Origin of the sequence: Pseudomonas sp. 22085 (assembly GCF_052045815.1) — a bacterium.
Classification (GTDB): Bacteria; Pseudomonadota; Gammaproteobacteria; order Pseudomonadales; family Pseudomonadaceae; genus Aquipseudomonas; species Aquipseudomonas glycinae.
This window is the reverse complement of record NZ_JBQEQA010000027.1, coordinates 1-24,483: the sequence shown is the minus strand read 5'-3', so window position 1 is coordinate 24,483 and position 24,483 is coordinate 1. Positions and strand designations below refer to the sequence as shown.

The following is a 24,483-nucleotide window of genomic DNA, read 5'->3' as shown; positions in this document are numbered from 1 at the left end:
ACTCCTTTATGACCAGCCAAGGGATGCGAACAGCGGCAGCACTTCGTCCAGCGTGTTGAGGATCGCGTCGGGCCGATAGTCCGGCAGCAACTGACGACCGGTCCCTCGATCAATCCATACGCAGCGAAAATGCATGTCGCGGGCCGCCGTGTGGTCAAGCATCGGGCTGGCGCAGATGTGCACCACCTGATCGCGGCTGACGCCCAATTGCTCATGAGCGTAGTCGAACAGCCGCGGCGCCGGTTTGTAGGCACCGGCCTGTTGCGCGGTGATGACCCGGTCGATATGGCCGCCGAGTTGAGCGACGTTGCCGGCGATGATGTCGTCATCGGTGTTGGAGACGATGCACAGCTTGAAACCCTGGGCCTTGAGCTGCGCGAGGGTCTCGACGACTTCGGGAAACGGCGGCATCTGCGGGATCGCGGCGGCCAGGCGCTGGCTGTCCTGGCTGGCACTCGCCAGCCCCAGTTCCTCCAGGGCCAGTTGCAGGCCGAGGGTGCTGAGTTCGCGAAACGAGCGGTGCGGCGGCGTCTGTTCCAGGCGATGTTCGTGGCGGTCGTAGACCTCGATCAGGCGCCCGGCATCGACCCGGTGTTCGCCCTTTTCGCTGAGGATCCGCTCGGCCACGGCGCGCAGGCCTTCGTCCCATTGAATCAAGGTGCCGTAGCAATCGAATGTCAGCCATTGCGGGCGCGGTGTGTTGATCAAGGTCATGGGGAATTCCTCTGCAAGTGAGGGCTTCAGCTTATGAACTCGGGGTGATAGTGTGAAATTAAATAAATAGCCGACCGTCAGTTGCCAAACAAATATCGAGGCCGCCGCCATGCTGGATCTGGAACTGCTGAAAACCTTCGTCTGCGTGGTCGATGAAGGCAGCTTCACGCGCGCCGCCGAACGCGTCCACCGCACCCAATCCACGGTCAGCCAACAGGTACGCAAACTCGAAGACCTGGTCGGCCACGCCCTGCTGTTGCGCGACCGCACCGGGTTGAACGTCAGCGTCACCGAGCACGGCGAACTGCTGATCCACTACGCCCGTCGATTACTGGCCTTGTCGGCCGAGGCCAGCGAAGCCCTGGCCAGCGATCTGGATCTGGAAATCCTGCGCATCGGCATGCCGGAAGACTTCGACGCCCGACGCATGGCGCTGATCCTCGCCGGCTTCACCCGCAGCCACCCGCAAGCGCGACTGGAAACCGTCAGCGGCATGAGCCTCGACCTGCGTCAACGCCTCGACAGCGGCGAAATCGACATCGCCCTGATCAAACGCGAACCCGACAGCGGCCCCGCCTGGGCGACCTGGCCGGAACGACTGGTGTGGGTCAAGGGCGTGGAATTTGATGCGTCCACTGGCGTGTTACCGCTCGCGCTGTTTCCCCAGGGCTGCCTGTACCGACAACGGGCAATCCGCCTGCTCGACGTGGCGCAACGCCCCTGGCGCGTGGCCTTCGGCAGCCACAGCCTGACCGGCATTCAGGCGGCGGTGGCTTCAGGGCTCGGGGTTTCAGTGCTGCCGGCTTCGGCGGTGTTGCCGGAGCATCGGGTGTGCACGGACTTGCCGCCGCTGCCGCCGACAGAGCTGGCGCTGGTCAGTCGGGAGGGGGTGTTGAGTGGGTTGCAGCGGGGGCTGGTGGAGTTTTTGCGCGGAGAATTGGGGGTGGATGCGGGGGGATTCGCTTGATCCCCCCAAATGGCGCTGAGCTCAGGGCTTGTTGACTTCGCGCAGCAGGTCGGCGACCGGGAGGTTCATGGTGTTTGAGTAGTAGGGTTTGTAGCCGTAAGCGGTGACGACGACTTTGCAGGGGATTTGTTGTTTGTCTGAGAGGAGTTGGTTGATTTCTGCCACTGACAAATATCTTTCCGAGCTTCGGTTGCTGGAGGTCTCGGAAATGAAAGCATGGGTCAGATAAGAGTATCCCGCCGGGGCTCCGTCTCTTTTATCCGGCGATATCAATCCAAACGCTGAAAACCGAATGGCTTTACCAACCGAGAAATCCTGATCTTCAGCCAAGGCACAATGAAGCATGCCTGAAGCCATTCCAACCCTCTCTCCCCGACCAAAAAGATCCAACACATCAATATTCGACTGATATCTGATTACATATAAAGATCTGTCTCTCTCAACAGACACATAGCTCAAATTCGCTGGAGGCCATACATGGTCTTTTGCACAACCAGAACAAATCACGAAAAGCAGGCAAGCGAACAGTCTATACATCAGGAAAATTCCTCCATGATCGAGTCAAACAGCAGTTTTCCGCGATACGTGCGTAAGCAGGCTCCTTGCAGTATCACGTCATCATCCGTGGGGCGCGCAGCATGAACAAAGTCCTTCCATTGATCAAACCCGATTGCAAAAAAACAGGCGCCTGAAAAGGCGCCTGTTTTTTATGGCCAGTAACCGATTGCGTTATCGCGACGGCGGTACCCGGATATCCCCCGCCCGGCACTGGGTTTTCACGCCCTTGCCGCAGGCGCCGAATTGCAGGTCCTTGCCCATGCACACGCGCACTTCCGAGAGCTCCGGGCCGTTGCAGATCACGGCGATGCCGTCTGACGGGATGCCCGGATTGCTCCTGCGGAACAGGTCGGCAATTTCCTGCGCTTCGAAGTAATAAGAGCTACTGAACGGTTGCAACTCTTGCGGGATGTTCACCGCCGCCACGGCTTTGTCCGCTTCGTCCAGATAGCCCATCGCGCCGAGGCCGCTGCAGGTGCCGTGCTTGCTCCATTCGTGATCGAGCAGTTTTTTAGTCGGGAACAGCGTCAGGCCTTTGGCCGTTTCGGCGGCCGACAGGTTGGTCAGCGGTGGGCAGGATTCCGGCCAGCCGCCCTTGGCGTATTGCGGCCAGAGGCCATGCAGGACAAAACCGTAACCCTTGCCGGTGCATTGCGGGTCGTCCTTGTGGGCCAGGCAAAAGGTCGGCGACCAGGACAACGTCAGCAGATAGTAATCGAACCCCCCCGCCACCGATTCCGCCTTGTTGGCAGACGACTGGCGTGCCGAACTCAGGCCGATGCTACCGACCGTCAGCGCAATCAACGCCATAATTGTAAAAAGCTTTTTCATGTTCCCGTTCCTTGGGACGCGTGCGTCCGTGGTTTCTGTGGTCTGACCGTCACGTGGTCAGGGGCTGATTGAGTCACGCTTGTGTTGCAGGCGCATGACGCAGGGCAAAACGTGCATTACTTTGAAAGGACTACGATGTTGTTGAACTCAACACAGGGAACCGACATGAGTAAAGCAGACGAACTCGCCGCGAAACTCAAACAAACCCGGCACACCCATGCTGACGAAATCACCTGCGCCGAACTGGAGATCGATTGCTGGCCGGCTCAGGTCTACGCCTTGTATCACCGCATCGAGGGCTGGTTGCAACCGGTGACCGAGGTAGGCCTGAAGATTCGGCGAAATCCTACCCATGTTTGCGAAACTTCGCCGGATGGCGAGACCCACGACTACGCCATCGACCAGTTGATCATCGAAGCCAACCACCACAGCCTGACGTTCGACCCCATCGCCCGCTTTACCGAAGACGGCTCGGGGCGTGTGCAAATCGTCCTGCCGGGCCGCGAAGCATCGCTGCTGCGCACGGTCGATGAACACGGCGAAAGTCATTGGTGGTTGCAGACGCTCGAGACCGGGCAACAGCTGGATGCGATTGCGTTGACGGAAAACAACCTGCTGCTGGTAGTCCAGGAAGGGCTCGGTTTGTAGGCCGAACCTGACACAACTGTAATCCGCCCCTCAGCCAGCTGAAAGCTGCCGCTGGTTAGCCTCCCCGTCATTGGTCAAACGGGGACTTCCAGCGCATGCCTTCCACCACCTCAAGACGCACCTTCGTCAAAGGCCTCGCCGCCGGCAGTCTGCTCGGCGGCCTCGGCCTGTGGCGCACGCCGGTCTGGGCCTTGAACAGCCCCGGCCAGGTCAATGAGCTCAGCGGTACCGACTTCGAGCTGTTCATCGGCGAAACCCCGGTCAACTTCACCGGCCAGCCGCGCACCGCGATGACCATCAACGGCAGCCTGCCCGGCCCGCTGCTGCGCTGGCGCGAGGGCGATACGGTGACGCTGCGGGTGCGCAACCGGCTCAAGGACAGCACGTCGATCCACTGGCACGGCATCCTGCTGCCGGCCAACATGGACGGCGTGCCGGGCCTGAGTTTCAAGGGCATCGAGCCGGGTGGCGTGTACGTCTACCAGTTCAAGGTTCGCCAGCACGGCACCTACTGGTATCACAGCCATTCCGGCTTGCAGGAGCAGGCCGGCGTTTACGGGCCGCTGGTGATCGACGCGCGGGAGCCGGAGCCGTTCCACTACGACCGCGACTACGTGGTGATGCTCAGTGACTGGACCGACGAAGACCCGGCCAGCTTGATGAAGACCCTGAAAAAACAGTCCGACTACTACAACTTCCACAAACGCACCGTCGGCGATTTCATCCACGACGTCGGCGAAAAAGGCTGGGGCGCCACCGTCGCCGATCGCACGATGTGGGCGCAGATGAAGATGAATCCCACCGACATCGCCGATGTCAGCGGCGCCACGTACACCTTCCTGATGAACGGCCACGCCCCGGATAACAACTGGACCGGCCTGTTCCGCCCCGGAGAAAAACTGCGGCTGCGACTGATCAACGGCTCGGCCATGAGCTACTTCGACGTGCGCATTCCCGGATTGAAAATGACCGTGGTCGCCGCCGATGGCTTGCACGTCAAACCGGTCAGCGTCGACGAGCTGCGCATCGCCGTGGCGGAAACCTATGACGTGATCGTCGAACCCGCCGCCGACGCCTACACCCTGTTCGCCCAGGCCATGGACCGCACCGGCTACGCCCGTGGCACCCTCGCCACCCGCGCCGGTTTGTCGGCTCCGGTGCCGGCGCTGGACCCACGCCCGCTGGTGACCATGGACGACATGGGTATGGGCGGCATGGACCATGGTTCGATGGACATGAGCGGCATGGATCACTCGAGCATGAACATGGGCCCGATGCAGTCGCACCCCGACAGCGAAAAGGACAACCCGCTGGTGGACATGCAAGCCATGACCACCGCCGCGAAACTCGACGACCCCGGCCTCGGCCTGCGCAACAACGGTCGCCGCGTGCTGACCTACGCCGACCTGCGCAGCACGTTCGAAGACCCGGATGGCCGCGATCCGAGCCGCACCATCGAACTGCATCTCACCGGCCACATGGAGAAATTCGCCTGGTCGTTCAACGGCATCAAGTTCTCCGAGGCCGAGCCGCTGCGCTTGAAGTACGGCGAGCGGATTCGCCTGGTGCTGGTCAACGACACGATGATGACCCACCCCATCCACCTGCACGGTATGTGGAGCGATCTGGAAGACGAAAACGGCAATTTCCAAGTGCGCAAACACACGATCGACATGCCGCCCGGCACCCGCCGCACTTACCGCGTGACCGCCGACGCGCTCGGCCGTTGGGCCTATCACTGCCATCTCCTGTACCACATGGAAATGGGCATGTTCCGCGAAGTGCGGGTGGAAGAATGAGGACGCCGACCATGACTCGATTTGCCGCGTTTTCGTTGTCACTCCTGTCGATGGCCCCGGCGTTCGCCGCCAGCGACGTGCAGGGCATGGATCACAGCCGGATGGCTGACATGCAAGGCATGGATCACAGTCAAATGACCGACATGCAGAGTATGGACGACGGCACGATGCAGCCCGCCGCGCCGACCGAAAGCCGCACACCGATCCCGGCACTGACCGACGCCGACCGCGCCGCCGTGTTCACCAGTCACGCCGGGCATCAAGTGCACGACAGCGCCATCAACACTTACTTCCTCGCCGACAAACTCGAATGGCAGGACGCCGACGACGCCAGCACCCTGGCCTGGGATTTGTCCGGCTGGATCGGCGGCGACATCGATCGACTGTGGCTGCGCTCCGAGGGCGAACGCAGCAACGGCAAAACCGAAGACGCGGAAATCCAGGCGCTGTGGGGCCACGCGATTTCGCCGTGGTGGGACGTGGTCAGCGGCGTGCGCCAGGACTTCAAACCCGGCGCTCCGCAAACCTGGGCCGCGTTCGGTCTACAAGGCATGGCGCTGTACAACTTCGAAGCCGAAGCCACGGCCTTCATCGGCGAAAACGGCCAGAGCGCGGTACGGCTGGAGGGCGACTACGACATCCTGCTGACCAATCGCCTGATCCTGCAGCCGACCGCCGAACTCAACGTCTACGGCAAAAACGACCCGCAACGCGGGATCGGCTCGGGCCTGTCGAACACCGGAGCCGGGCTGCGCCTGCGCTATGAAATCCGCCGCGAATTTGCGCCTTACATCGGCGTGACCTGGAACCGTACCTACGGCCGCACCGCCGATTACGCACGGGAAGAAGGCGAGGATCGCAGCGAAGCGCGACTCGTCCTCGGCGTACGGCTGTGGTTCTGAATCCCTTCAAAAAACAACACCGAGGTCTTGCATGCGCACATTGAAAATCTCCCTCGTCCTCGCCAGCGGTTTGCTCCTGAGCACCCTGGCCCAGGCCCATCCGAAACTGCTGTCGTCGACCCCGGCCGAAGGTGCCGACGGCGCGGCGCCCGGCAAGATCGAACTACACTTTTCGGAGGATCTGCTGACCCAATTCTCCGGCGCCAAACTGGTCATGACCGAGATGCCCGGCATGGCCCACTCGCCCATGCCGATGAAGGCCAAAGTCAGCGCCGGCAGTGACCCGAAAACCATGCTCGTCACCCCGCTCGCGCCCTTGCCCGCCGGCACCTACAAGGTCGAATGGCGCGCGGTGTCATCGGACACGCACCCGATCACCGGCAATGTCACGTTCAAAGTGAAGTGAGCGATGGCTGAACTGATCAACATCCTCCTGCGTCTGGCGTTGTATGTGGATTTGCTGCTGTTGTTCGGGCTGACGTTGTTCGGCCTGTACAGCGTTGAAGCGGTGCTGCGGTTTCGGCCGATGCTGCGCGGGATGGCGTTGATCGGGGCATTGCTGTCAGTGGCCGGACTGGTGCTGATGACCCGCGCCATGAGTGGCGAAACGGAATTCGCGGCGCTGTGGCCGCACCTGCAAATGATGGTTTTGGAAACGAACGTCGGGCTGGCGTGGGCGCTGCGGATGATTGCGCTGATCGCCGTGATGATCGGGCCGGGATTGTGGCTGGCATCGATGGCCAGCGCCGTCGCCCTCGCCTCCCTGGCCTGGAGCGGACACGGCGCGATGGATAACGCGTGGCATCTGCTCAGCGACATTCTGCACCTGCTCGCGGCGGGTGCGTGGCTGGGCGCCATGCTCGCGTTGATCTTGATGGCGCGGCTCGACGCACTGTGCAGCGAAGCGCGCATTCGTTCGCTGGCGGATTCCGTCAAACGCTTCGAAGGCGTCGGCGCGGCAATTGTGCTCATCCTCTCGGTCACCGGCGTGGCGAATTACCTGTTCATCGTCGGCCCGACACTGGGCGAAGTCCTGCTCGGCAGCTACGGGATTCTGCTGGCGATCAAGGTTGTGTTGTTCGGGGGCATGCTGGTGCTGGCCGCGTTGAACCGCTTCCACCTGGGGCCGTTGCTCGAACAATCGTTGCGCGCCGGGCAGCATCAAGTGGCGGCCAACGCCTTGCGCCGCAGCGTGGCATCGGAGCTGGTGATTGCGCTGTTGATCGTGGGACTGGTGGCGTGGCTGGGCACGTTGAGCCCGGAACCGGGATGACACCCGGCAAACGCATTCACTACACTGGCCCGCACCTCCACTGCACAAGCCCGATCACAATGACAATTCCAAAAAGCGCGATGATCTTCTGCGGCCTGCTGGCCATGGCCGGCGCCGCCCAGGCACAAGAACCGGCCTCGCACCTCGACACCATTCAGCAACAGGGCCAGTTGCGCGTCTGCACCACCGGTGACTACAAGCCTTACACCTTCAAACGCACGGACGGCGGATTCGAAGGTATCGACATCGCCATGGCGCAATCCCTGGCCGACAGCCTCGGCGTCAAGGTCGAATGGGTGCAGACCACCTGGAAAACCCTGATGCCGGACATGCAGGCCGGCAAATGCGACATCGGCGTCGGCGGCATTTCGGTAACCCTGGAACGCCAGAAAAAAGCTTTCTTCAGCAACACACTCGACGTCGACGGCAAGATCCCGCTGGTGCGCTGCGCCGACCAGTCCAAATACCAGACCATCGACCAGATCAACCAGCCGAACGTGCGCCTGGTCGAACCCGCCGGCGGCACCAACGAAGCCTTCGTCCACGCCTTCCTGCCCAAGGCGCAACTGGCGTTGCACGACAACGTGACCATCTTCGAACAACTGCTCGACAACAAGGCCGACGTGATGATCACCGACGCCTCCGAAGCCCTCTACCAACAAAAACTCAAACCCGGCCTGTGCGCCGTCAACCCGAGCCAGTTCATGCAATACGGCGAAAAAGCCTACCTGCTGCCGCGCGACGACATCAGCTGGAAACTCTACGTCGACCAGTGGCTGCACCTGAGCAAAGTCACCGGCAAATACCAGAAAGTCCTGAGCGAATGGATCGCCGTACCCGCGGCTCAGTGACACTCAGTCGTCATGCATCAGGCCGGAGCTGTACTGGTTGAAACTGTTACCGATATTGCTCCCGCCGAACTTCAACGTATTCACGTTCCGCGCCTCCGGCGACTGACAGTCGCTGGAGAAACAACTGGTGGTGGTCAAGCCACCGGAGCCGGAGCAGGCGCTTAGAACTGAGACGGTTGCGACGATCAACAGCGCTTTGAGTGGATTGTTCATGGTGTGTGGCGCTCGGGTGGGGTCGGGATCTTGTAGAGGGATCGTAGGCCTGCGCGGATGGCGGGAAGATGAAACTTACGGGGGTTTCAGCGTGGGTTCAGGTTGAGCCCACGCCTGACGATCAACCCTCCACCGCAGAGGGTTGCCGGAATCTACTTCGGTTCGACGTTATCCAGCGCCTGATTCACCGCCAAAGACCCCAACATCACCAACTGCGCAATGCCGATGGCGGTTTTGCGGTGGGCGGGTTCCAGGGTGGCGGCGAAGTTGTTGAGCATTTCGGAGGCTGATCCCAGGGATTCGCTGGCATTGGCGAGCAGGGATTCGGTGTCGTAGGCCGGGTTGGCGAAGTACATCGGGTCATGTTGGGTGTGGCTGCCCATGATCCGTTGCTGTGGGGTGAGGTAGTGATCGAGGGCGCGCTCGGCAGCTTCGTTCAGGGTTCGTGAATCGGGGAATTTGTAGGGGGAAACTGGATCGGTTTCTGGTGGGTTGGGTGTTGGTTTGAACATGGATGAATCCTCTAGCGCGATTACCAAAAGGAACCATCACCCTTCGCTACCAAACGTTGGGTGGCGGCCATACGCGGGTTGGTAGACCGGTCGCACTAGAACCCGGCGCCCACGAATGAGCCCCACGCATGACCACCATGAAATCCGAGCCCTGAAAAAGGGCTGCACACGGTGACGCCATGAGTCTAGAACGAAGCGGGCTACCAAACCCGATCACTGGTTTGCAGTGACGTAGAGACGATAAAACCCGCGTGCTAGACGCACAAGCCGGCGGATTCTGTCTTAGGTGTAGGGGGTGGCGCAAGGATGCGTAGGGCCGAAGTAGTGTCAGAGAGCTTCGTTTAAACACACCCAGATTTTGCTGTTTAGATGGACGACCCACACCGGGCACGTGGCCGTCAGGCAACCACCAAAGCAACTCTGATACAGTCGGTGCCAGCTAATCCGTTGACAGGGAGTCAAACATGGCAAAGCCCGCTGCACGCATCACCGATCCCACCAGTTGCCCCATCCCCGGACACGGCCCCAAAGCCATTGCCTCCGGATCCCCCGACGTGTTCTTCGACGGACTTGCCGCGGCCCGAAAAGACGACACCTGCACCTGCGGCAGCGCACTGGCCTCCGCCGTATCCAGCACTGTATTTATCAACGGCAAAAATGCCGCGCTGGTTGGCACAGTGGGTTCACATGGAGACGTCGTGATCGGAGGATCGGGAACGGTGATTATTGGTGACTCACATACGCCTGCGCCGTTTACGCCACCGACGCCGATGATCATTCATCCTGGATGGATCAGCTTCACCATTCCCGGTTCTGAGTCCTACTTGGGCATGAACTGCATTGCTCACTTCGAAGATGGTTCGACCCAATCCGGAAATTTTGATATCACCAACACTGTGAAATTTCTCAACATCCGTGGAAAAGTCTGCCAAAAGCTAGAGTTCGGCTCTCAAGAAGAACCACCGACCGGCTCAATTTTCGACACGCTATTCAATGCATCATTGAAATAAGGATTGTTTCATGACTGAGCCATTGCTCGTAACGGGAAGCTACGTTGTTCAAAAAGCACACGAGCTTGAGAATTCGCCATTGGACATGGCGATTGCGGGTATGGAGGGGGCTGCCACAAGATTCTCTTTAGATGCCATATCAGATGCAAAAGTACGCAGTAACTACATGAGCAACATCAAGCGCATGTCAGTGGAAACCAAAGCCGAAGTCGCCGCAGGAAGGCTGAGTGCGCAAGAAGGAGCAGCATTTTGCCAGGAAATGCGAAATAGAATCCTGGTCGAGCATCGAAAATTCACCTCGGCACAAGGCGTGGCCTTCGCTGAACGGAAGAAACGATTGCCTCCGACGTTACAGGACACACTGGACAAGTACGCACTGAAAACGGCAAACGTCGAATACAACAAACTGACCCCAGAACAAAAGAGCAAAGTCTATTACGAGATTCTGGACTCAGCGGGCCGTGACAACGCACCGGTAAGCAAAGGAACTCAAAAATTAAGAATAATGGGAAAGGTCGGCCTATTGGTCACTGCGACTTTCGCCGTATATGAAATCATGAATGCAGACAACAAAGTCAAGGAAACGGCCCGGCAAGGCATTATTATCGGCGGGGGTGCTGCGGGCGGGGGATTGGCTGGCTTGGGCGTCTCTGCATTTTGCGGCCCTGGCGCCCTAGCTTGCGCTGTGGCAATCGTTCTGGCGGGAAGTATTGTGGGAGGAATTGCTGGCAGCGCAGTAGCCGACACCTTTGATGAAGAACTGGAGGAATTTTCCAAATGGGAAGTTCTATGACAAAGCAGCAAAGAGCGGATGTGCGCTGGGCGTTGTCGGATGCCTTTGTTGATAACGAAGTGGACTATGCTGCGATTGCACGAAGGACAAGAGAATTCGATCGAGATGAAGTGAAGCGCATACTCTTTGAGGAGGTTGCTCCGATTTGCCATTCCAATCTTGAAAGCACGCTTCCGACTATATGGCTTTGTTTCAACAGGCAGGAATTGGAAGATGACATTGAAAAAATGCTGGGAGCAAAAGAGAACAGCTGGTTCAAAAGAAAAGCCAACGCCTTATTGGTGACATGGCTGAAGAGCAGATACGAATACATCTGGACAGAAATAGAAAAGCAGTATCAAAACATAAGCTAATAACAAAGCGTCGCAACTGGAACGATTGCATCACCCTTTTTTTCTTGAGCTATACTCGTAAACAAACACACAACCAAGTAAAAACATAATTATCTTAAGGACTGATACATGAAGGGAAAAACCATCGCAACTTTTCTTGCATGCTTGCTGCTCGCCGGTTGTTCTGACCCAAAGCAAACCAAACTGCCTGCCGATATCAGTAAATGGTCAGAGGACAAAGGGCTAATGGAAGCTGTCGGCAAACTCGATGAAAACGATAGAAAACTGTTTGGTGGCTATGCTGCCCGGCAAGTGGTGGCCAGCACATTTGGCGGTAGCAAAGTTGTTGCAGACTCAACACTGGGTGATGCTCTGAAAACACAACAGGCCTGGATCGAAGCCAAAGCTGCTGAAGCGGAAAAACAAAAAGCCCTGGCCGAGCAAGTAAAACAGCAACAGCTTGTGGCACTGAAAGAAATGAACGGAACGCTTACAGCGTCCCTTCTCAAACTTAAACTGAATCCCGCCGACTATAAAAACAAGCAATACAGTGAATATTTTTCAATTGAAATTGCTCTACACAACAATACAACTGAGGCCCTATCTGGCGTAAAGGGAACAGTAGTACTCAGCGACATGTTCGGCGACCCTATAAAAAGAATTGGCCTCACCAACGACATCCAAATCGACCCAGGTCAAACGTACATCTATAGTGGGACAATGGATTACAACCAATTTCAGGCTGCTGATAAGAAGCTGGCTGTTTCCGATACTGAGAAAATGAAATTTGAATGGATACCTGACACTTATATTTTCACCAGTGGAAAAAAGCAAACCATACCAAACTGACACTAACAGAAAAAAGGGGGCAGATTAACAGCAAGTTAAAAACTCATAACAAGATTAATCACCCCCGTTATTGCTCCTTGTTCAAGCCGACCAATATAACTTAACAAACACAGGCTAGAAATATAAATGTTAAACACCGGAATATTCATATTCTCCTTTTTTGCCTATGGCTTAATAACCTATCTTTTCAAGCTAGCTATTTATAAATATTCAGAATTTAAAAAACCACCTCTCCCAGCCTGGAAAGAGGGACAAGAATTAGCACTAATCTTTAGTCCTGACTTGTGGTGGGCCTTCAGATTCAAAAATTGCATATACGACCCTGAGCCTGAAAAAATAAAAACACATTGCAAGAAATTCGTACAACGCAACAATGCATTCAACTTTTACTTTAGCTTTTCCTTCGGCTTACTAACACTAATTATTGGCAGCTCTTTTCCCATATCGTATTTCGGACAGCTACTACTATGTCTTTCGATTATCCGATTCATCTCTAGAAGCTACGAAATTACTTATGCCTTTACAAAAGATGCATTTCAAGATCCAGAAATAGCATCAGCTACAAACCTTAGCAGTAAAGAACGAATCAAGCTTGCGATGAAAAGCTATATCGAAATCTATTTTTACTCAGCACCGGCATATTTAATACTTACCAAAGGCTTCGACCCATGGGCCGCCATTAGCCTTTCACTCAACGTAGGGACTCTAACAAACGTAGGTCTTGCATTCTCTGACGTATGCAAAGGATTCGGAACAAACATTATATTTCTTCAAGTATTCACGACATTAAGTCTTGTAATTTTCAGCCTTGCGATGTATCTGACTCGCACTGAAAAAAATCAAAATTAAATCCCTTTTAGCTTTATAAAAATCATAAAAGCAGGACCCAAAAAATGGAGAAAACAGTTAGACCAATCCGCGACGATTACGTGGCATGATGCGAAAAAAAGACCGCGAAGCGAGCAATTTAAAAGGCCAAAACATGGTGACTGATTTATTTCCACATAGCCTTTAAAAGAAACAAACTCCCCCTTCTCCCTCTTTCTGAAAAGTTTTAATATAGAGTTATACATTGGGATGTTTTTTGGATGAAGAATAATGAGAACGACCAAGCACTTTGACTACATTGTTAATCGAATCGAATCAGCCAAAAAAAATGCGGACAGTTTAGCATCTGGAATCGGGCATCATGGAATAGCAGGAGAAATACGCGAAATTGCAGCGAAAGAGTGTATAGAACCATTTCTCACACAAAGCTATCAATGTGGAACGGGAAAAGTTATCGATTCACTTCAAAGCCTGAGCGATCAGCTTGACTTAATTGTCTACCATAGAAAAGTTGCCCCACCCATTTTGGTGGGTAGAGATCTTGGACTTTATCCGGTGGAATGTGTTCGTTATGTCTTTGAGATAAAGTCGACACTTAATGCGCGCGAGATAAAAGATGCAAATAAAAAATTTAGATCCGTAAGTAAACTTCTATCATTCCCTAAAACGGGGCAGGATAGCTCAGTCAAGGGTGGTCCTCTTCCGACAACGGTTCTACTGGCTTTTAGCACTGACATTACTAGCTCAGAGATAGAACGCTATAAAAAACATACCGCCGATGAACACCCACCCTGTACAGTCCTTTGCGTTTTAGGTAAAGGTTACTGGTTTTATGACGCAGCGACGAAAAGTTGGTACGGCCTCGAATCAAACAATAACTACCCTCCCTTCTTTGAATTCAGCATGTTTATTACGGGACTTATGAATACTCTATCAGGCGAGGAGACATCCATTAGGCCATTCAATCCCGGATCTTATATAAATGTGGACGACATCATCTTATCAGCACTAAAACCCTCTCAATAAAAGCCCGAGGCATATTTCTTGCTGCTTTAAATATGGGTCGACCTTGAAAAACGGCATACCAAAAAAAAAAAAACAAAAAAAAAAACGGATTTATTCCAAGCATGGATGCATCACATCGAAAATAAATCCGTTTCCTTTTTCCTCTTCGCTCATAAAACACTTACCCCCACACCAGGAACACACTTAATCTTTTCGATCAGCAGAATCTTGCACACACTTCTCAACGTAGAACTCATACCACCGAGTAGCACGAAATATTGCAAACACCGCACTGAATATTTGGACCATGGAATACATATATATAAAATAACCAACAAACCAGGCGATTCTATTCAAGACAAAAACCATGCTGTAATATATATCCGGCATACCATCTACTTGAAAAAAAGCCGACTTCACTGTTAAAGCAACTATTACAGCAACCGCTTGAGTTAGAATAAAATGAACAAAAGCAGAAACCAATGCCATGAAAGGAGAAACATCAGACTTCCCTTTTCCAGCAAGCATTTTGCTGAAGCCCGAATCCATCCCTAAAAAAACTGCGAGACCAGCCAGAGTAAAACCTAAAATAGTGGGAACACTGGCTATTACTACATCCCACCACCCCGAATGGTACCAAGCCCCGAAATTTATAACTGTTAGCGCTAACGCTACATATAAATAAGTAGAGCTGAAAAGTGCTGTGCAGCCACCATAAGCTGCCCAGTACTTCCCCCAAATAGACCTAACACCTATATAATCCGCCCTCAGCCTCTTCAACATGATTACCTAGTAATCTCGCGATGAATTTCAACCACCTTATCATAGAAAGCGTCAAACTCTGAAGTAAGATTTGGATTGTACTTCGCTGTTTCGTGCAAAGGCATATCTTTCGTCGACAGATATTTTTTCAACCCGTCATCACTTTTGCCTTCAACATATACAAATCCATTATCATTCGCCACGCTTGCCAGCGCCTTAACATATGGATCAGGGCGTAACCCCTCACTACTCGCCTCCATGAACTCAATTTTCTCTGTTCGAGCATTCACTCTGTTAAGCCTCTCAAGAATTTCTGCCTCTACGTCTTCTAGATCATCTGGATTTGGCCGATCGATCTCCATCTTCAAAATTGAGATGCGCTTCAGAGAAAAGAGTTCTTCAAGGCCATTAGGGTCGGGCTGAACCGTCACTTTTAACGAGCCAAATTTAGCAAATGCATCGCGAGAAAAAACGGTCTCAAAAAAACGTTTTACAAGACCTGGCGATAAACTTTGACGAGTCTTCGAACTTACAAAATAAAATCGATGGCCTTTAGGAAAAAACACGTACTGGAATTTTTTAAAATGCGGCTTCAGGTTATCCGGTATATTAATTTCCGCCACTTCATCCTCAGTAGCCTCGTCCATATTTTCTGTATTGAACCATGCATCAGTTGCATCCAGCTTCAGAAATTTATAAATATCACCACGCACACCCTTTATTGGATTTTTTGGATCGAGATATCTACAAGATCCTAGCAATACGGCATTATCGCCGTGAACCTGGGCTTCATACTTAAATCGTGCCATTTTCTGCAACATTGTTATATACATCTGCGGAGAATGTGGCTGCAAAACCAAATTAAGCGCGCCAATATGTATAGCAGAACTTCTAACCCTAGCCATAAATTACCTTTATTTGATACTAAAAAGTTGGGGAAGATTTATTTACCTCCTTCCAGAGAAAATTAATCCGCCCTCCCTCATCACCTCAGCTTGCTACTAAGCAACCAACCAACTTACTAAAACGACTCAACCGGCTTCTTAGCCTCAGCCAAAATCTTATTCGCTTCTAACCGCGGAAACGTAAACCGAATAATCATCCCCGAATCCGCGCCCTGCCCCGCCATCACCAATTCAGCGGACCGAATATTTTCCGGCGCAGCAGCCAACGCACTAACAGCATTGGTCTGCCCTTTAGCGTTCAACCCTTCAAGAAACGTATAAGTCAGATTCCCCGACGCCAGACCAACCTGTTCAAAATTCGAAATTTTCGTCGTCAGCTCTTCAGTGCTTCTCGACTTCCTCGCGGTATCGAACATATCCAGGATGGACTTCTCATCGCTCATGGAAACCAGCGTGAATGATTTGGAAAGCCCCGCGATGGCTTTCACGTACAGGTTCTGATCGAACGGGCTGATGAGTGAAACCATCATCAGCTTGTCACCGGAGAAGATCAGCGCGACGGTGAATTTCTCTTCCAGGAAATCCACATCGTCGATGCACCTCGCGGTTCCGCCGACGTCTTCGGAGCAGTCGTAGTAACCGGCAGCTTCGGTAAATTTTGCGAGTGGGGTTTGGTAGACGTAGTTCTTGAACAGCTTTTCTTCGGCGAAAGCCCCTTGAGCGGAGGCAAGCAGGGCGCCGGCGACGAGAACAGATGATGCGAGTTTTTTCAGCATGGGATCCCTTCCTCACTCTTATTGATAGCCTGATGCTATCAGTCCATTTCGTGGCTGTCTCGCTTAATCCCACACTTGATGAGGTTGTATTTCCGCCGGATATCACTGAGCCCGACCGGTCATTCCTGATAAACTCCCCCACCTCCCAGCCACACCGATTCCGTACCCCCAATGCCCCCAATCACCGCCACACCCGCCCCACTCTCCCGCCGTTTCTCCGTCGCGCCGATGATGGATCGAACTGACCCTTCTTTTACCTCCCGCAAATAAAGGCCCAAACGCCTCGCCGCCAACCCGCGTACCAGTTGCGTACCAGCTCTGTTCTTCTCCCTCCTTGTCCAATCCCCTCTGCCGACTGCGTTAGCAAATTTTAAGCAGCGGTTTTCGGCTCCAATCCTGGCACTGTCTATCGTCGGCTCAGGCATGTTTCGTGAGTGTTAAAACCGCGTGCACGAAAGGCCTGCGAATCGCCCCGTCTGTGCTTCACTCCGTTTTCAGGTTGACCCCTGGGAAAAAGGTAATTTTGGTAATTTTCTTTTTTTGAGTCATAAAAAGCCAATAAAATCATCAGCTTATATGGAATCAGCAAAGGTAATAATAGGGTAATAAGAAGGTTAGAAAATTACCCTTAATCGTAGTAATTTCACCCACCTACGAAACCCTTTAAAATCAGGCACTTGGTCAAATATTACCTCCAGCCTTACCAAACATTACCTTCAAAGGTAATACCTCAAAGCCTCGTTCTATAAGGGCTGCAGCCAATTTTCCGCACTGACTTACCAAAATTACCTTTTTCCCAGCCTCGAACTGAAATCTTCCCTCTCAGGCCCCTGCTATGCTTCCTTCTTCACGAATGGAGTCGAATGCATGGCCAGCGAATATTCACTATCCGTCGTCCTCGAAAAAATGTATGAGAATCAACTCGGCCTAGAAGCTGCGCTGATGGAATTGGTTCTGTTAGTCGAGCAGCAGGGATACGAAGCCATTGGGGAGAACGCCCGCGTCGCACTTGAGCGGATTGGGGAAAATGCTGGGTTTATCAAGCAGGGCTTAGCTCGCCTAACGGCTATGGAAAAGGATTAGAAATGCGCTAGGTTCTGTTGCCGAGCGCCGCGGACTCCATGGTGCGTACGATCATGGCCGCATTGGCTGCGACAAATCTTGGTGACAGGCAAATGGTTCAAGGATAATATCAAAACACCACTACTATTCTGGTCATGGACGAAATGATTGAAAGTATCCAGTTAAAAAACTTTAAATCTTTATGTAACGAAAGTGCCATCTCGCTTGAAAGACTTTCGATTTTTTGTGGATCAAACAGTAGCGGGAAGAGCTCTCTTATACAATCGCTACTGATGCTTAGCCAGACACTTTCATCGAGATACTCCACAAATTCAATTGTATTGAATGGCTATCTGGCTAGACTCGGATCATTTGATGATATAAAAACTTATCAATCATCTGATGACAAAATAGATTTCAACTTTTCACTGCGACTTGACAGCCCAAAGCCGTGGCATGACGGCATCAAAAAAATCGATGTCGCTTTATCCTTTGGCAAGAGAACGAAGGTAACAGGATCTGGATATATGGATGACGACCTGCATCCATCCTTATCCAAAATATACGTGAAAATCCATTCAAAAACCGATGCTGGATATTGCGTAGAACATCTACGAGTTAGTCCTGCATGGGAACCTGAGAACGCCCAAGAAGGCCATATAGAGTCCATTTTCAAAGTTGAAGATTTGAGCACCCCTGAAGAGGAGATAATTGGAAAAGAGTTTCCCGACTATAAGATTCTTGGGTGCACAAAAATAGGGTTTGTACCTTCAACTTTACTTCTTGATTTCGACTACACAAAGAAAATAAGCTCACAGATATTGGCGATGATGACTGGCTTGTGGAATAAAAGAGTCGTCGGTCGTGGGCGAGTGATAGACGAATCTGGGATTTTGATACCTGCTTCATTATTCCAAGAGATCAAAAAAAGAATTATAGAGGAGCGCAACGAAGTTTTGCTTGGCCTGCGTCTTCCACAAGAAGTTGAGGATGCACTCAAATTACAGGCTATACGGAAGAAGCTTTCTATTGAGCAGATTAAAGAAGAACTGCTCAGTGCTACGTTTAGCTTACGTGAGAGTGTTATTGAAGATATTTTTCTATCAAGACCTCTCACCCCCTTAGCTGAATGGCTGTCTTTCCTTCACACCTTAGACCCAAAGATGCGAAAAGCACTCATAGAGTTTGTTGATAAACATCGAGCAGACTTGCAGGAGATATGGTATCAAGGTGTAGAAAAGGAGCGCAAACAAGACAACTATGTTCTAAAACACTTCAACACTGTATCCCACATACTATCGTCCGACTTCCCTCGTTCAATTAAATACCTAGGCCCCCTCCGAAATGAACCGTTAGCGGTTTATCCATCAATTGGACAAATTGATCCTTACAATGTTGGATTAAAAGGGGAGTTCACAGCAGCGGTCCTTCATATAAACAAATACAGGACAGTTAACTACCCTTCTCCAGTGACAGGCGAAGATGGTGAGTTTACTGTCCAGGCTAGATCTGCAACGCTATTAGAAGCATGCCGTGACTGGCTCGCTTATCTCGGCGTGGTTAAAGAGGTATCCACGAAAGACAAAGGAAAACTCGGTTACGAGCTCCAAGTAAAAACAGGAGCTCACGAGAAGTGGCAAGATTTGACTCATGTAGGCGTCGGAGTTAGCCAAGTCCTGCCAATTGTATTGATTTGTCTGTTGTCCGATAAAGATGACGTTCTTATTTTCGAACAACCCGAACTACACCTACACCCGAAAGTTCAATCACGTCTGTGCGACTTCTTTATCGCCATGGGCAATTTTGGGCGGCAATGTTTAGTTGAAACTCACAGTGAATACTTGATCAATAGACTACGCCTACGAATTGTTCAAGGAGAACAAGAAAACCTGAAGGAAACCGCTCCGGTTTATTTTATCGAGAAAAAATCTGGAAAATCTGACTTTAAGCGTGTATCAATCAATAAATACGGTGTCATTTTAGATTGGCCGGAAGATTTTTTTGATCAGACCGATAGAGAGGTGGAAGCAATTCTGATCGAAGCATCTAAAAGAAAAAGACTGGAGAAGGCAGAGAAGGCAGAGAAGGCAGAGAAGGCAGAGAAGGCGATCAAAGAGGAAGGCAATAATGCAAGTAGTGATTAGTGCTGATTATTTGATGGCCTCGGCTTTCTGCGATATTGACGCCGTTCAATTCTATTTCGATGATCTTTTGAAAATCAGGAGAAGCGTTGAAGTAGATCACCTGATACTATTGGAGCAAGATGCGCTCGGCTCATTATCTGATCGAGGTATGTATCCCAGCGCTAAAATATTTAAGAGCAATCTTCCGCCCGAAGACGATCGGTCATTTGGCGAGAATGATATAGCGAGAATTGTAAATTACATCTTGTTAAATGCCACTCAGTTCTCAGGATTTGACGATGTCGTCGCGGAGTGGGAAGACGTAAAAGAGTTAGTACCATTCAATAAGGATCCTGCTCGAAATCAAGAGCTCCAATCTCTCCTCCTTCAAATTTCACTAATTGCTGAAATGCAGGTTAGGAAATATGGTGTTTTACATTTTTGCGACTCAGATCATCGAGAGTTAATCGACGTAGAAGGACGCGTCGTTGCTGTCGAACCTAGCATATTCAATGTACCCAAAGATTTAAAGCAAAATATCCCTCTATTTAAGGACTATCTTGATTATTTAACCGTATTAGACGCAACGGAAATTTTCTCCATGGCGAATGATGCGGATAGTATTAAATGGGCTATTTATGTGGGCGTTTTATTATTCCGAAAGGAATGCGGCTCAGGGTTAAGGTCTGTAAAACTAGAAGCAATTAAATTCGGCCCTGAATTCATCAAATCCTTAAAAGAACACAGTTGCTATCCCGGCCAAGAATTTAGCGGCGTTTGTTTTGATGTAATCGTTAGATTAATTGCCGGCCGACCAAAAAATGAGTTGAGCGAATTTAATACTTCTGAAAGCTCAAAAGTCCAAAGAACACGTGGATCCTTTGGTGCATGGAGAACTCATATAACTAAAGGAAACCCTGCTTTACGATTGATGTGTTGGATAGACAACTCCGGAAACATCGAACTAGCGAATGTCGGAAATAAGAAAGAGTGCGTGATATTATAAAAACTACGAAGTAACAACCTATATATAAAGCATTATTTTAAGCCGGATTTCGATCCGGCTTTTTTCTTTCTAATACGAAAACGAAACATAACTAAATACCCCCCCCACTAATCGAGCCACCCTTTTTTATCATGAATCTCTCATGGCCATATAGCTCCGTAAGCTTAGAGAATGCATCTTAAAAAACTCACTTGTGGTCGCTTGTGAGGCCTAGGGTTGAGAGTGAAAATTAAGCTAGACCGAAAGAAAAAGAGTGAAATGGTTCAGGTCGCCGCCGCCCCCTGTACGCAGTGCGGCACGCGCGTTACTGGCACCAATCAAAAAGAAATTCCAGGACGATCGAAAATAAAAAACTCAGCTCAATCTGTATTTTTTTCCAAGGCAACCAGCAAAACGGGCGGTGCAGTGTTACCTGGTTCACTTGCCAGCCACGATCGCGCTAAATGAAATCCTTTCTATGGATTGCAAACTCTTTCAAATTTTGAAATTTGTATCACTAGCCGCGCCTACGCTGCGGGCCGCAGCAAAAGCAATTTTACACATGCCATCACTTTTCAAAAATGAGTGATACATACCGCGTTGGCGGGAGGGGGATAAGTGCTTTTTCATCATGTTTTTTTCCGTGTGTCCGCTTTCGGCCAGAAGCGGACGTTCACAAGCGACCGCTACCGGCCAAAAGCTGCCGTTTATGTTCATGAGCGCGTTGCGTTGAAGCAGAATTCTGGGCGACCGATCAGTGAGCCGTTTACTCACGAAAATTAACGGTTTGCTGCCCTGAGTCATAGAGCCGAAAGCACGCCCTGATACAGCACAGGACCAGTCGGCTGTCCTGTTGGCGATCCACCCTCGGGTTCAAGACTGATGGCCAACGTGATTGACTCACCAATAAACGCTTTCTGCGCACCGCCCAACTTGATCTCCCCGTCTCCGCCTGGGGGAATCACCCCAAGCGAAACAGGCTTTCCATCTGAAGGAATAACCCACATTTCCAAGCTACGATTCTTTTCTATCTTCACCAAAGCCAGCGTTTTGATTTTTAGATAATTCTCGTGCGCTTCAATGCTCATCCACGACTGTGCGTCGGCACTACGCAACGTTGCACTGTAGCGAACTTCGTCACGGTTATAGATAACGCTCAGCGTTACCGCTGCTACCAGTGAACATGTTGCAATCGTCACCCAGAGCCAGCTCCAGAATGGTCGCTTTACAGGCAACTGCATTGTTTGCGGATCTATACGCGCCGTAATTCCGCGCCATACACGATCCGGTACAGGTGATTCAGGCAGAGACTGGGTAAGGCTCGCAAGGCTTTCCCGCCATTGCGAAAGTTCTGCGCGAAGTTCCGAGTCCTCCAGTAAAAGCTGCTCAAAGCGCCGGCGTGCGGCTGGTGGCATCAACCCAATGGCATAATCTGCGGCAAGTGCGCGACGAAGACTTGGAGTTTGGTAGTTCATGACTCAAGGCACCTGCGCAAACGCTCCATCCCTCGGCGGATCCAAGACTTTACCGACCCGAGCGGTGCCGACAGGTGCTCCGCCAGTTCTGAACAGGAAAGCCCTTCAAAATAAGCAATGGTGATTGACTGACGTTGCATCCCTTCGAGCTCATCTAGGCACCGATTCAATGAAGTGGTCTCACGGGAGCTGTTCAACTGTTCATGTACCGAGGGGCTGTCGTCTACCAGCATCTGCGCGTCGAGGTCACTCAGGGGACGTTCGCGACGCTTTCGCAATTGGTCGATGGCCTGATTTCGCGTGATATTGATCATCCAGGTCATCGGCGCCGACAGTTGCGATTGGTAGCGTGAAGCATTGTTCCAGATACGCACAAAACTTTCCTGTAGCACCTCCTCAGCCAGATCTGGGCGCCCCATGAACCGCAGCGCCACGCCATGCAGACGCGGACTCACGCTACGATACAGCGCTTCAAAAGCGCGTCGGTCACCCAAGGAACACTGGGCTAGAAGGTGTTTGAGTTGGTCAGTGTCGGCGATGGGAATAGCCTTTCTCCAAACGAATGGATCGTGAGGTTCTACAAGTCGATTGCAGCCAGAGGTTAGCCCACAGCGCGCGGTTGTTCCATTCACGGGTGGGCTCCTCGGAGGACTCGCCGGTCATGCTGAAATCGACCGGCGACGCCGGTCAACTTTTCGGCATCAGGACTTTGTCGATGACCTGTATCACACCGTTCGACTGGTATACGTCATAAGTACTGATGTCGGCGACGTCGCCCTTCTCATCTTTGATGGTGATGTTGTGCGGACCATTCATCATTGCCCACAGTTTTCCGCCCGAGACGGTGGTCAGTTCGGTCTTGCCACCTCCGGCCTTGATCTTTTCGGCAAGAGTGGCCATGTCCAGTTTGCCGCTCACGACGTGGTAAGTAAGGATCTTGGTGAGGGTTGCCTTGTTTTCCGGTTTTAGCAACGTATCGACGGTTCCTGCGGGCAGAGCAGTAAAGGCCGAATTGACTGGTGCAAACACAGTAAAGGGTCCTTTTCCCTTGAGGGTGTCGACAAGACCGGCAGCTTTCACAGCGGCGACCAGGGTGGTGTGATCGGCCGAGTTCACTGCGTTGTCGACGATGTCCTTGTTCGGCAACATGCTTTGACCGCCGACCATGACGCTGTCGTGACTCATCGATGCAGCATGCGCAGCGTTGAACACTAATCCGCTACCTGCCACCAAGGTCAGAAGGCCCGCAATCAATTGCGTTTTGATCGAAATGCGTTTCATCGTGATGATCCTTTGTGAGGAAGATCGGCCAGGAGATTCTGTCCGTGCTTGGTATACGCGGCGGCGTTCGGATTGGATGCAGTAACGCTCTTTTTTTCGCAGAAATTGCGAGTGAGTGATCCAGTGACCACCACTCGTTAGGCAAGGTGGCTATAACCCCGGCTGAATGCTCGGCCTTGTGGAAAGACGCTTTCGGCCGAAAGCGTCCATACGCGAGCAGCTACTATCGGATCGATGCGGACATCGACAAGAGACCGCTGTTGGCCGGATAGCGACGGTCTGGCCCAGACCGTCGCAGTGTTGGTTAAACCTCTGTCTGCTCTGCCATTTCCAAAGCATCATCGACCTCGATGCCCAAGTACCTGACAGTGCTTTCGAGTTTCGTATGACCAAGCAGGAGTTGGACAGCTCTCAGATTCTTCGTCCTGCGATAGATCAACGATGCCTTTGTCCGCCGTAGCGTGTGAGTACCGTACATGGTTGGGTCAAGGCCAATAGCGGTCACCCACGCTTTGACTATTCGGGCGTACTGCCTGGTGGAAAGATGGTCTGAGTCGTGCAATCGGCTCTGAAACAAAAAGTCCTCGCTTCGAAGACGCGCCCGATGCATCCAAGCTTCCAATACCGTTCGAGTTTGCTCAGTGATTTCAAATTGCACTGGATGCTGAGTTTTCTGCTGCATCACGATGGCCCGTGAGGACACATACTCCCCATGGGCGATGTCTCGGACTCGCAGCTTGGTTAAGTCACAGGCACGCAGTTTGCTATCGATGGCCAAGTTGAAAAGCGCCAAATCACGTGTCTTCTCTGCGAGTTGGAGTCTGATCCGGATGGCCCAGATATCTCTGACTCGGAGCAGGGCTTTCTGCCCGACAAGCTTTCCCTTGTTCCAAGGCTGATGGCGGGATCTAGTAGCGGTATTCATGGCGTGTCCTCCATGTTGATGGAGGACAAGGATGGATCAGTCAGAACGAGCGGTGGTCGCAGTTCGGCCAGCAGCGGTCGGTCATATCCGGCTGCTTCCGGCCA

General features: G+C 52.1%; 29 protein-coding genes. 16 read left to right on the top strand and 13 right to left on the bottom strand.

What is annotated here, in order from left to right; all coding sequences use genetic code 11:
- Positions 1-6: 6 nt before the first annotated feature.
- Positions 7-714, bottom strand: coding sequence for a haloacid dehalogenase type II (locus tag ACTJK7_RS26010; RefSeq protein ID WP_440780876.1), 708 nt, complete (start codon positions 712-714; stop codon positions 7-9).
- 109 nt (positions 715-823) lie between these two features.
- Here ACTJK7_RS26010 and ACTJK7_RS26005 point away from each other — a divergent pair, with 109 nt between their 5' ends.
- Positions 824-1,681 carry a LysR substrate-binding domain-containing protein gene (locus tag ACTJK7_RS26005; RefSeq protein WP_085748570.1) on the top strand — a complete coding sequence of 286 codons (858 nt, stop codon included), beginning with the start codon at positions 824-826 and terminating at the stop codon, positions 1,679-1,681.
- A 21-nt stretch (positions 1,682-1,702) separates the two neighbouring features.
- Here the strand turns inward: ACTJK7_RS26005 and ACTJK7_RS26000 are convergent, their stop codons facing one another.
- Both ACTJK7_RS26000 and ACTJK7_RS25995 read right to left on the bottom strand, forming a co-directional pair.
- Positions 1,703-2,218, bottom strand: a complete 516-nt coding sequence (locus ACTJK7_RS26000; RefSeq protein ID WP_176240522.1) for a hypothetical protein — start codon at positions 2,216-2,218, stop codon at positions 1,703-1,705.
- 192 nt (positions 2,219-2,410) lie between these two features.
- Complete coding sequence (locus ACTJK7_RS25995) at positions 2,411-3,070, bottom strand: ribonuclease T2 (RefSeq protein WP_440780875.1); 660 nt, start codon at positions 3,068-3,070, stop codon at positions 2,411-2,413.
- Positions 3,071-3,235: 165 nt separating this feature from the next.
- On the opposite strand from ACTJK7_RS25995, the gene ACTJK7_RS25990 reads away from it, so the two are divergent.
- The 6 genes from ACTJK7_RS25990 to ACTJK7_RS25965 all read left to right on the top strand — a co-directional run bounded on the left by ACTJK7_RS25990 (position 3,236) and on the right by ACTJK7_RS25965 (position 8,543).
- On the top strand, positions 3,236-3,718 hold the full coding sequence (locus ACTJK7_RS25990; protein ID WP_045121792.1) for a hypothetical protein: 483 nt from the start codon (positions 3,236-3,238) through the stop codon (positions 3,716-3,718).
- A 95-nt stretch (positions 3,719-3,813) separates the two neighbouring features.
- Positions 3,814-5,517, top strand: coding sequence for a copper resistance system multicopper oxidase (locus ACTJK7_RS25985; RefSeq protein WP_440780873.1), 1,704 nt, complete (start codon positions 3,814-3,816; stop codon positions 5,515-5,517).
- Positions 5,518-5,528: 11 nt separating this feature from the next.
- Positions 5,529-6,419, top strand: coding sequence for a copper resistance protein B (locus ACTJK7_RS25980; RefSeq protein WP_323151777.1), 891 nt, complete (start codon positions 5,529-5,531; stop codon positions 6,417-6,419).
- Positions 6,420-6,450: 31 nt separating this feature from the next.
- The gene (copC, locus tag ACTJK7_RS25975; protein ID WP_323151776.1) at positions 6,451-6,825 is read left to right on the top strand and encodes a copper homeostasis periplasmic binding protein CopC; all 375 of its coding nucleotides are present in this window, start codon (positions 6,451-6,453) and stop codon (positions 6,823-6,825) included.
- A 3-nt stretch (positions 6,826-6,828) separates the two neighbouring features.
- Entirely contained in the window at positions 6,829-7,692 is an 864-nt protein-coding gene (gene copD, locus ACTJK7_RS25970; RefSeq protein WP_323151775.1) for a copper homeostasis membrane protein CopD, read from the top strand.
- 59 nt (positions 7,693-7,751) lie between these two features.
- Positions 7,752-8,543 (top strand): transporter substrate-binding domain-containing protein, encoded by a 792-nt coding sequence (locus ACTJK7_RS25965; RefSeq protein ID WP_323151774.1) that lies wholly within the window; start codon positions 7,752-7,754, stop codon positions 8,541-8,543.
- A 3-nt stretch (positions 8,544-8,546) separates the two neighbouring features.
- On the opposite strand, the gene ACTJK7_RS25960 is transcribed toward ACTJK7_RS25965, so the two are convergent.
- Positions 8,547-8,756 (bottom strand): hypothetical protein, encoded by a 210-nt coding sequence (locus ACTJK7_RS25960; protein ID WP_064380963.1) that lies wholly within the window; start codon positions 8,754-8,756, stop codon positions 8,547-8,549.
- 152 nt (positions 8,757-8,908) lie between these two features.
- Positions 8,909-9,268: a DUF6124 family protein gene (locus ACTJK7_RS25955; protein ID WP_007955862.1), complete on the bottom strand. Its 360-nt coding sequence runs from the start codon at positions 9,266-9,268 to the stop codon at positions 8,909-8,911.
- A 464-nt stretch (positions 9,269-9,732) separates the two neighbouring features.
- Between ACTJK7_RS25955 and ACTJK7_RS25950 the strand changes: the two genes are divergently transcribed.
- From ACTJK7_RS25950 to ACTJK7_RS25930, 5 genes are all read left to right on the top strand, one after another.
- A complete protein-coding gene (locus ACTJK7_RS25950; RefSeq protein WP_108562832.1) occupies positions 9,733-10,278 on the top strand; it encodes a PAAR domain-containing protein in 546 nt (181 codons plus the stop codon).
- 10 nt (positions 10,279-10,288) lie between these two features.
- Positions 10,289-11,071 carry a hypothetical protein gene (locus ACTJK7_RS25945; protein ID WP_085705145.1) on the top strand — a complete coding sequence of 261 codons (783 nt, stop codon included), beginning with the start codon at positions 10,289-10,291 and terminating at the stop codon, positions 11,069-11,071.
- A complete protein-coding gene (locus ACTJK7_RS25940; RefSeq protein WP_011335149.1) occupies positions 11,068-11,424 on the top strand; it encodes a DUF7079 family protein in 357 nt (118 codons plus the stop codon). Before ACTJK7_RS25945 ends, ACTJK7_RS25940 begins: the two co-directional genes overlap by 4 nt.
- 108 nt (positions 11,425-11,532) lie before the next feature.
- Complete coding sequence (locus ACTJK7_RS25935; RefSeq protein WP_108562833.1) at positions 11,533-12,252, top strand: hypothetical protein; 720 nt, start codon at positions 11,533-11,535, stop codon at positions 12,250-12,252.
- A gap of 1,098 nt (positions 12,253-13,350) precedes the next feature.
- On the top strand, positions 13,351-14,106 hold the full coding sequence (locus tag ACTJK7_RS25930; protein WP_159085224.1) for a DUF6602 domain-containing protein: 756 nt from the start codon (positions 13,351-13,353) through the stop codon (positions 14,104-14,106).
- A 183-nt stretch (positions 14,107-14,289) separates the two neighbouring features.
- On the opposite strand, the gene ACTJK7_RS25925 is transcribed toward ACTJK7_RS25930, so the two are convergent.
- From ACTJK7_RS25925 to ACTJK7_RS25915, 3 genes are all read right to left on the bottom strand, one after another.
- Positions 14,290-14,868: a hypothetical protein gene (locus tag ACTJK7_RS25925; protein WP_108562834.1), complete on the bottom strand. Its 579-nt coding sequence runs from the start codon at positions 14,866-14,868 to the stop codon at positions 14,290-14,292.
- Positions 14,869-14,870: 2 nt separating this feature from the next.
- On the bottom strand, positions 14,871-15,752 hold the full coding sequence (locus tag ACTJK7_RS25920) for a DUF4747 family protein (RefSeq protein WP_108562835.1): 882 nt from the start codon (positions 15,750-15,752) through the stop codon (positions 14,871-14,873).
- 116 nt (positions 15,753-15,868) lie between these two features.
- A complete protein-coding gene (locus ACTJK7_RS25915) occupies positions 15,869-16,528 on the bottom strand; it encodes a hypothetical protein (protein WP_085700468.1) in 660 nt (219 codons plus the stop codon).
- 867 nt (positions 16,529-17,395) lie between these two features.
- On the opposite strand from ACTJK7_RS25915, the gene ACTJK7_RS25910 reads away from it, so the two are divergent.
- The 4 genes from ACTJK7_RS25910 (at position 17,396) to ACTJK7_RS25895 (ending at position 21,166) form a co-directional block, all read left to right on the top strand.
- On the top strand, positions 17,396-17,611 hold the full coding sequence (locus ACTJK7_RS25910; protein ID WP_440780871.1) for a hypothetical protein: 216 nt from the start codon (positions 17,396-17,398) through the stop codon (positions 17,609-17,611).
- A 143-nt stretch (positions 17,612-17,754) separates the two neighbouring features.
- The gene (locus ACTJK7_RS25905; protein WP_440780869.1) at positions 17,755-19,734 is read left to right on the top strand and encodes a DUF3696 domain-containing protein; all 1,980 of its coding nucleotides are present in this window, start codon (positions 17,755-17,757) and stop codon (positions 19,732-19,734) included.
- Entirely contained in the window at positions 19,718-20,719 is a 1,002-nt protein-coding gene (locus ACTJK7_RS25900) for a hypothetical protein (RefSeq protein WP_440780868.1), read from the top strand. The genes ACTJK7_RS25905 and ACTJK7_RS25900 overlap by 17 nt, the downstream gene beginning before the upstream one ends.
- 258 nt (positions 20,720-20,977) lie before the next feature.
- Positions 20,978-21,166: a hypothetical protein gene (locus ACTJK7_RS25895; protein ID WP_440780866.1), complete on the top strand. Its 189-nt coding sequence runs from the start codon at positions 20,978-20,980 to the stop codon at positions 21,164-21,166.
- A 27-nt stretch (positions 21,167-21,193) separates the two neighbouring features.
- On the opposite strand, the gene ACTJK7_RS25890 is transcribed toward ACTJK7_RS25895, so the two are convergent.
- The 5 genes from ACTJK7_RS25890 to ACTJK7_RS25870 all read right to left on the bottom strand — a co-directional run bounded on the left by ACTJK7_RS25890 (position 21,194) and on the right by ACTJK7_RS25870 (position 24,379).
- On the bottom strand, positions 21,194-21,415 hold the full coding sequence (locus tag ACTJK7_RS25890; protein ID WP_440780865.1) for a hypothetical protein: 222 nt from the start codon (positions 21,413-21,415) through the stop codon (positions 21,194-21,196).
- Positions 21,416-21,498: 83 nt separating this feature from the next.
- Positions 21,499-22,173 carry an anti-sigma factor gene (locus tag ACTJK7_RS25885; RefSeq protein ID WP_064381906.1) on the bottom strand — a complete coding sequence of 225 codons (675 nt, stop codon included), beginning with the start codon at positions 22,171-22,173 and terminating at the stop codon, positions 21,499-21,501.
- Positions 22,170-22,805 carry a sigma-70 family RNA polymerase sigma factor gene (locus ACTJK7_RS25880; protein ID WP_085655396.1) on the bottom strand — a complete coding sequence of 212 codons (636 nt, stop codon included), beginning with the start codon at positions 22,803-22,805 and terminating at the stop codon, positions 22,170-22,172. Before ACTJK7_RS25880 ends, ACTJK7_RS25885 begins: the two co-directional genes overlap by 4 nt.
- A 55-nt stretch (positions 22,806-22,860) precedes the next feature.
- Positions 22,861-23,454: a fasciclin domain-containing protein gene (locus ACTJK7_RS25875; protein ID WP_064381908.1), complete on the bottom strand. Its 594-nt coding sequence runs from the start codon at positions 23,452-23,454 to the stop codon at positions 22,861-22,863.
- 304 nt (positions 23,455-23,758) lie between these two features.
- On the bottom strand, positions 23,759-24,379 hold the full coding sequence (locus ACTJK7_RS25870; RefSeq protein ID WP_085655397.1) for a tyrosine-type recombinase/integrase: 621 nt from the start codon (positions 24,377-24,379) through the stop codon (positions 23,759-23,761).
- Positions 24,380-24,483: the final 104 nt, after the last annotated feature.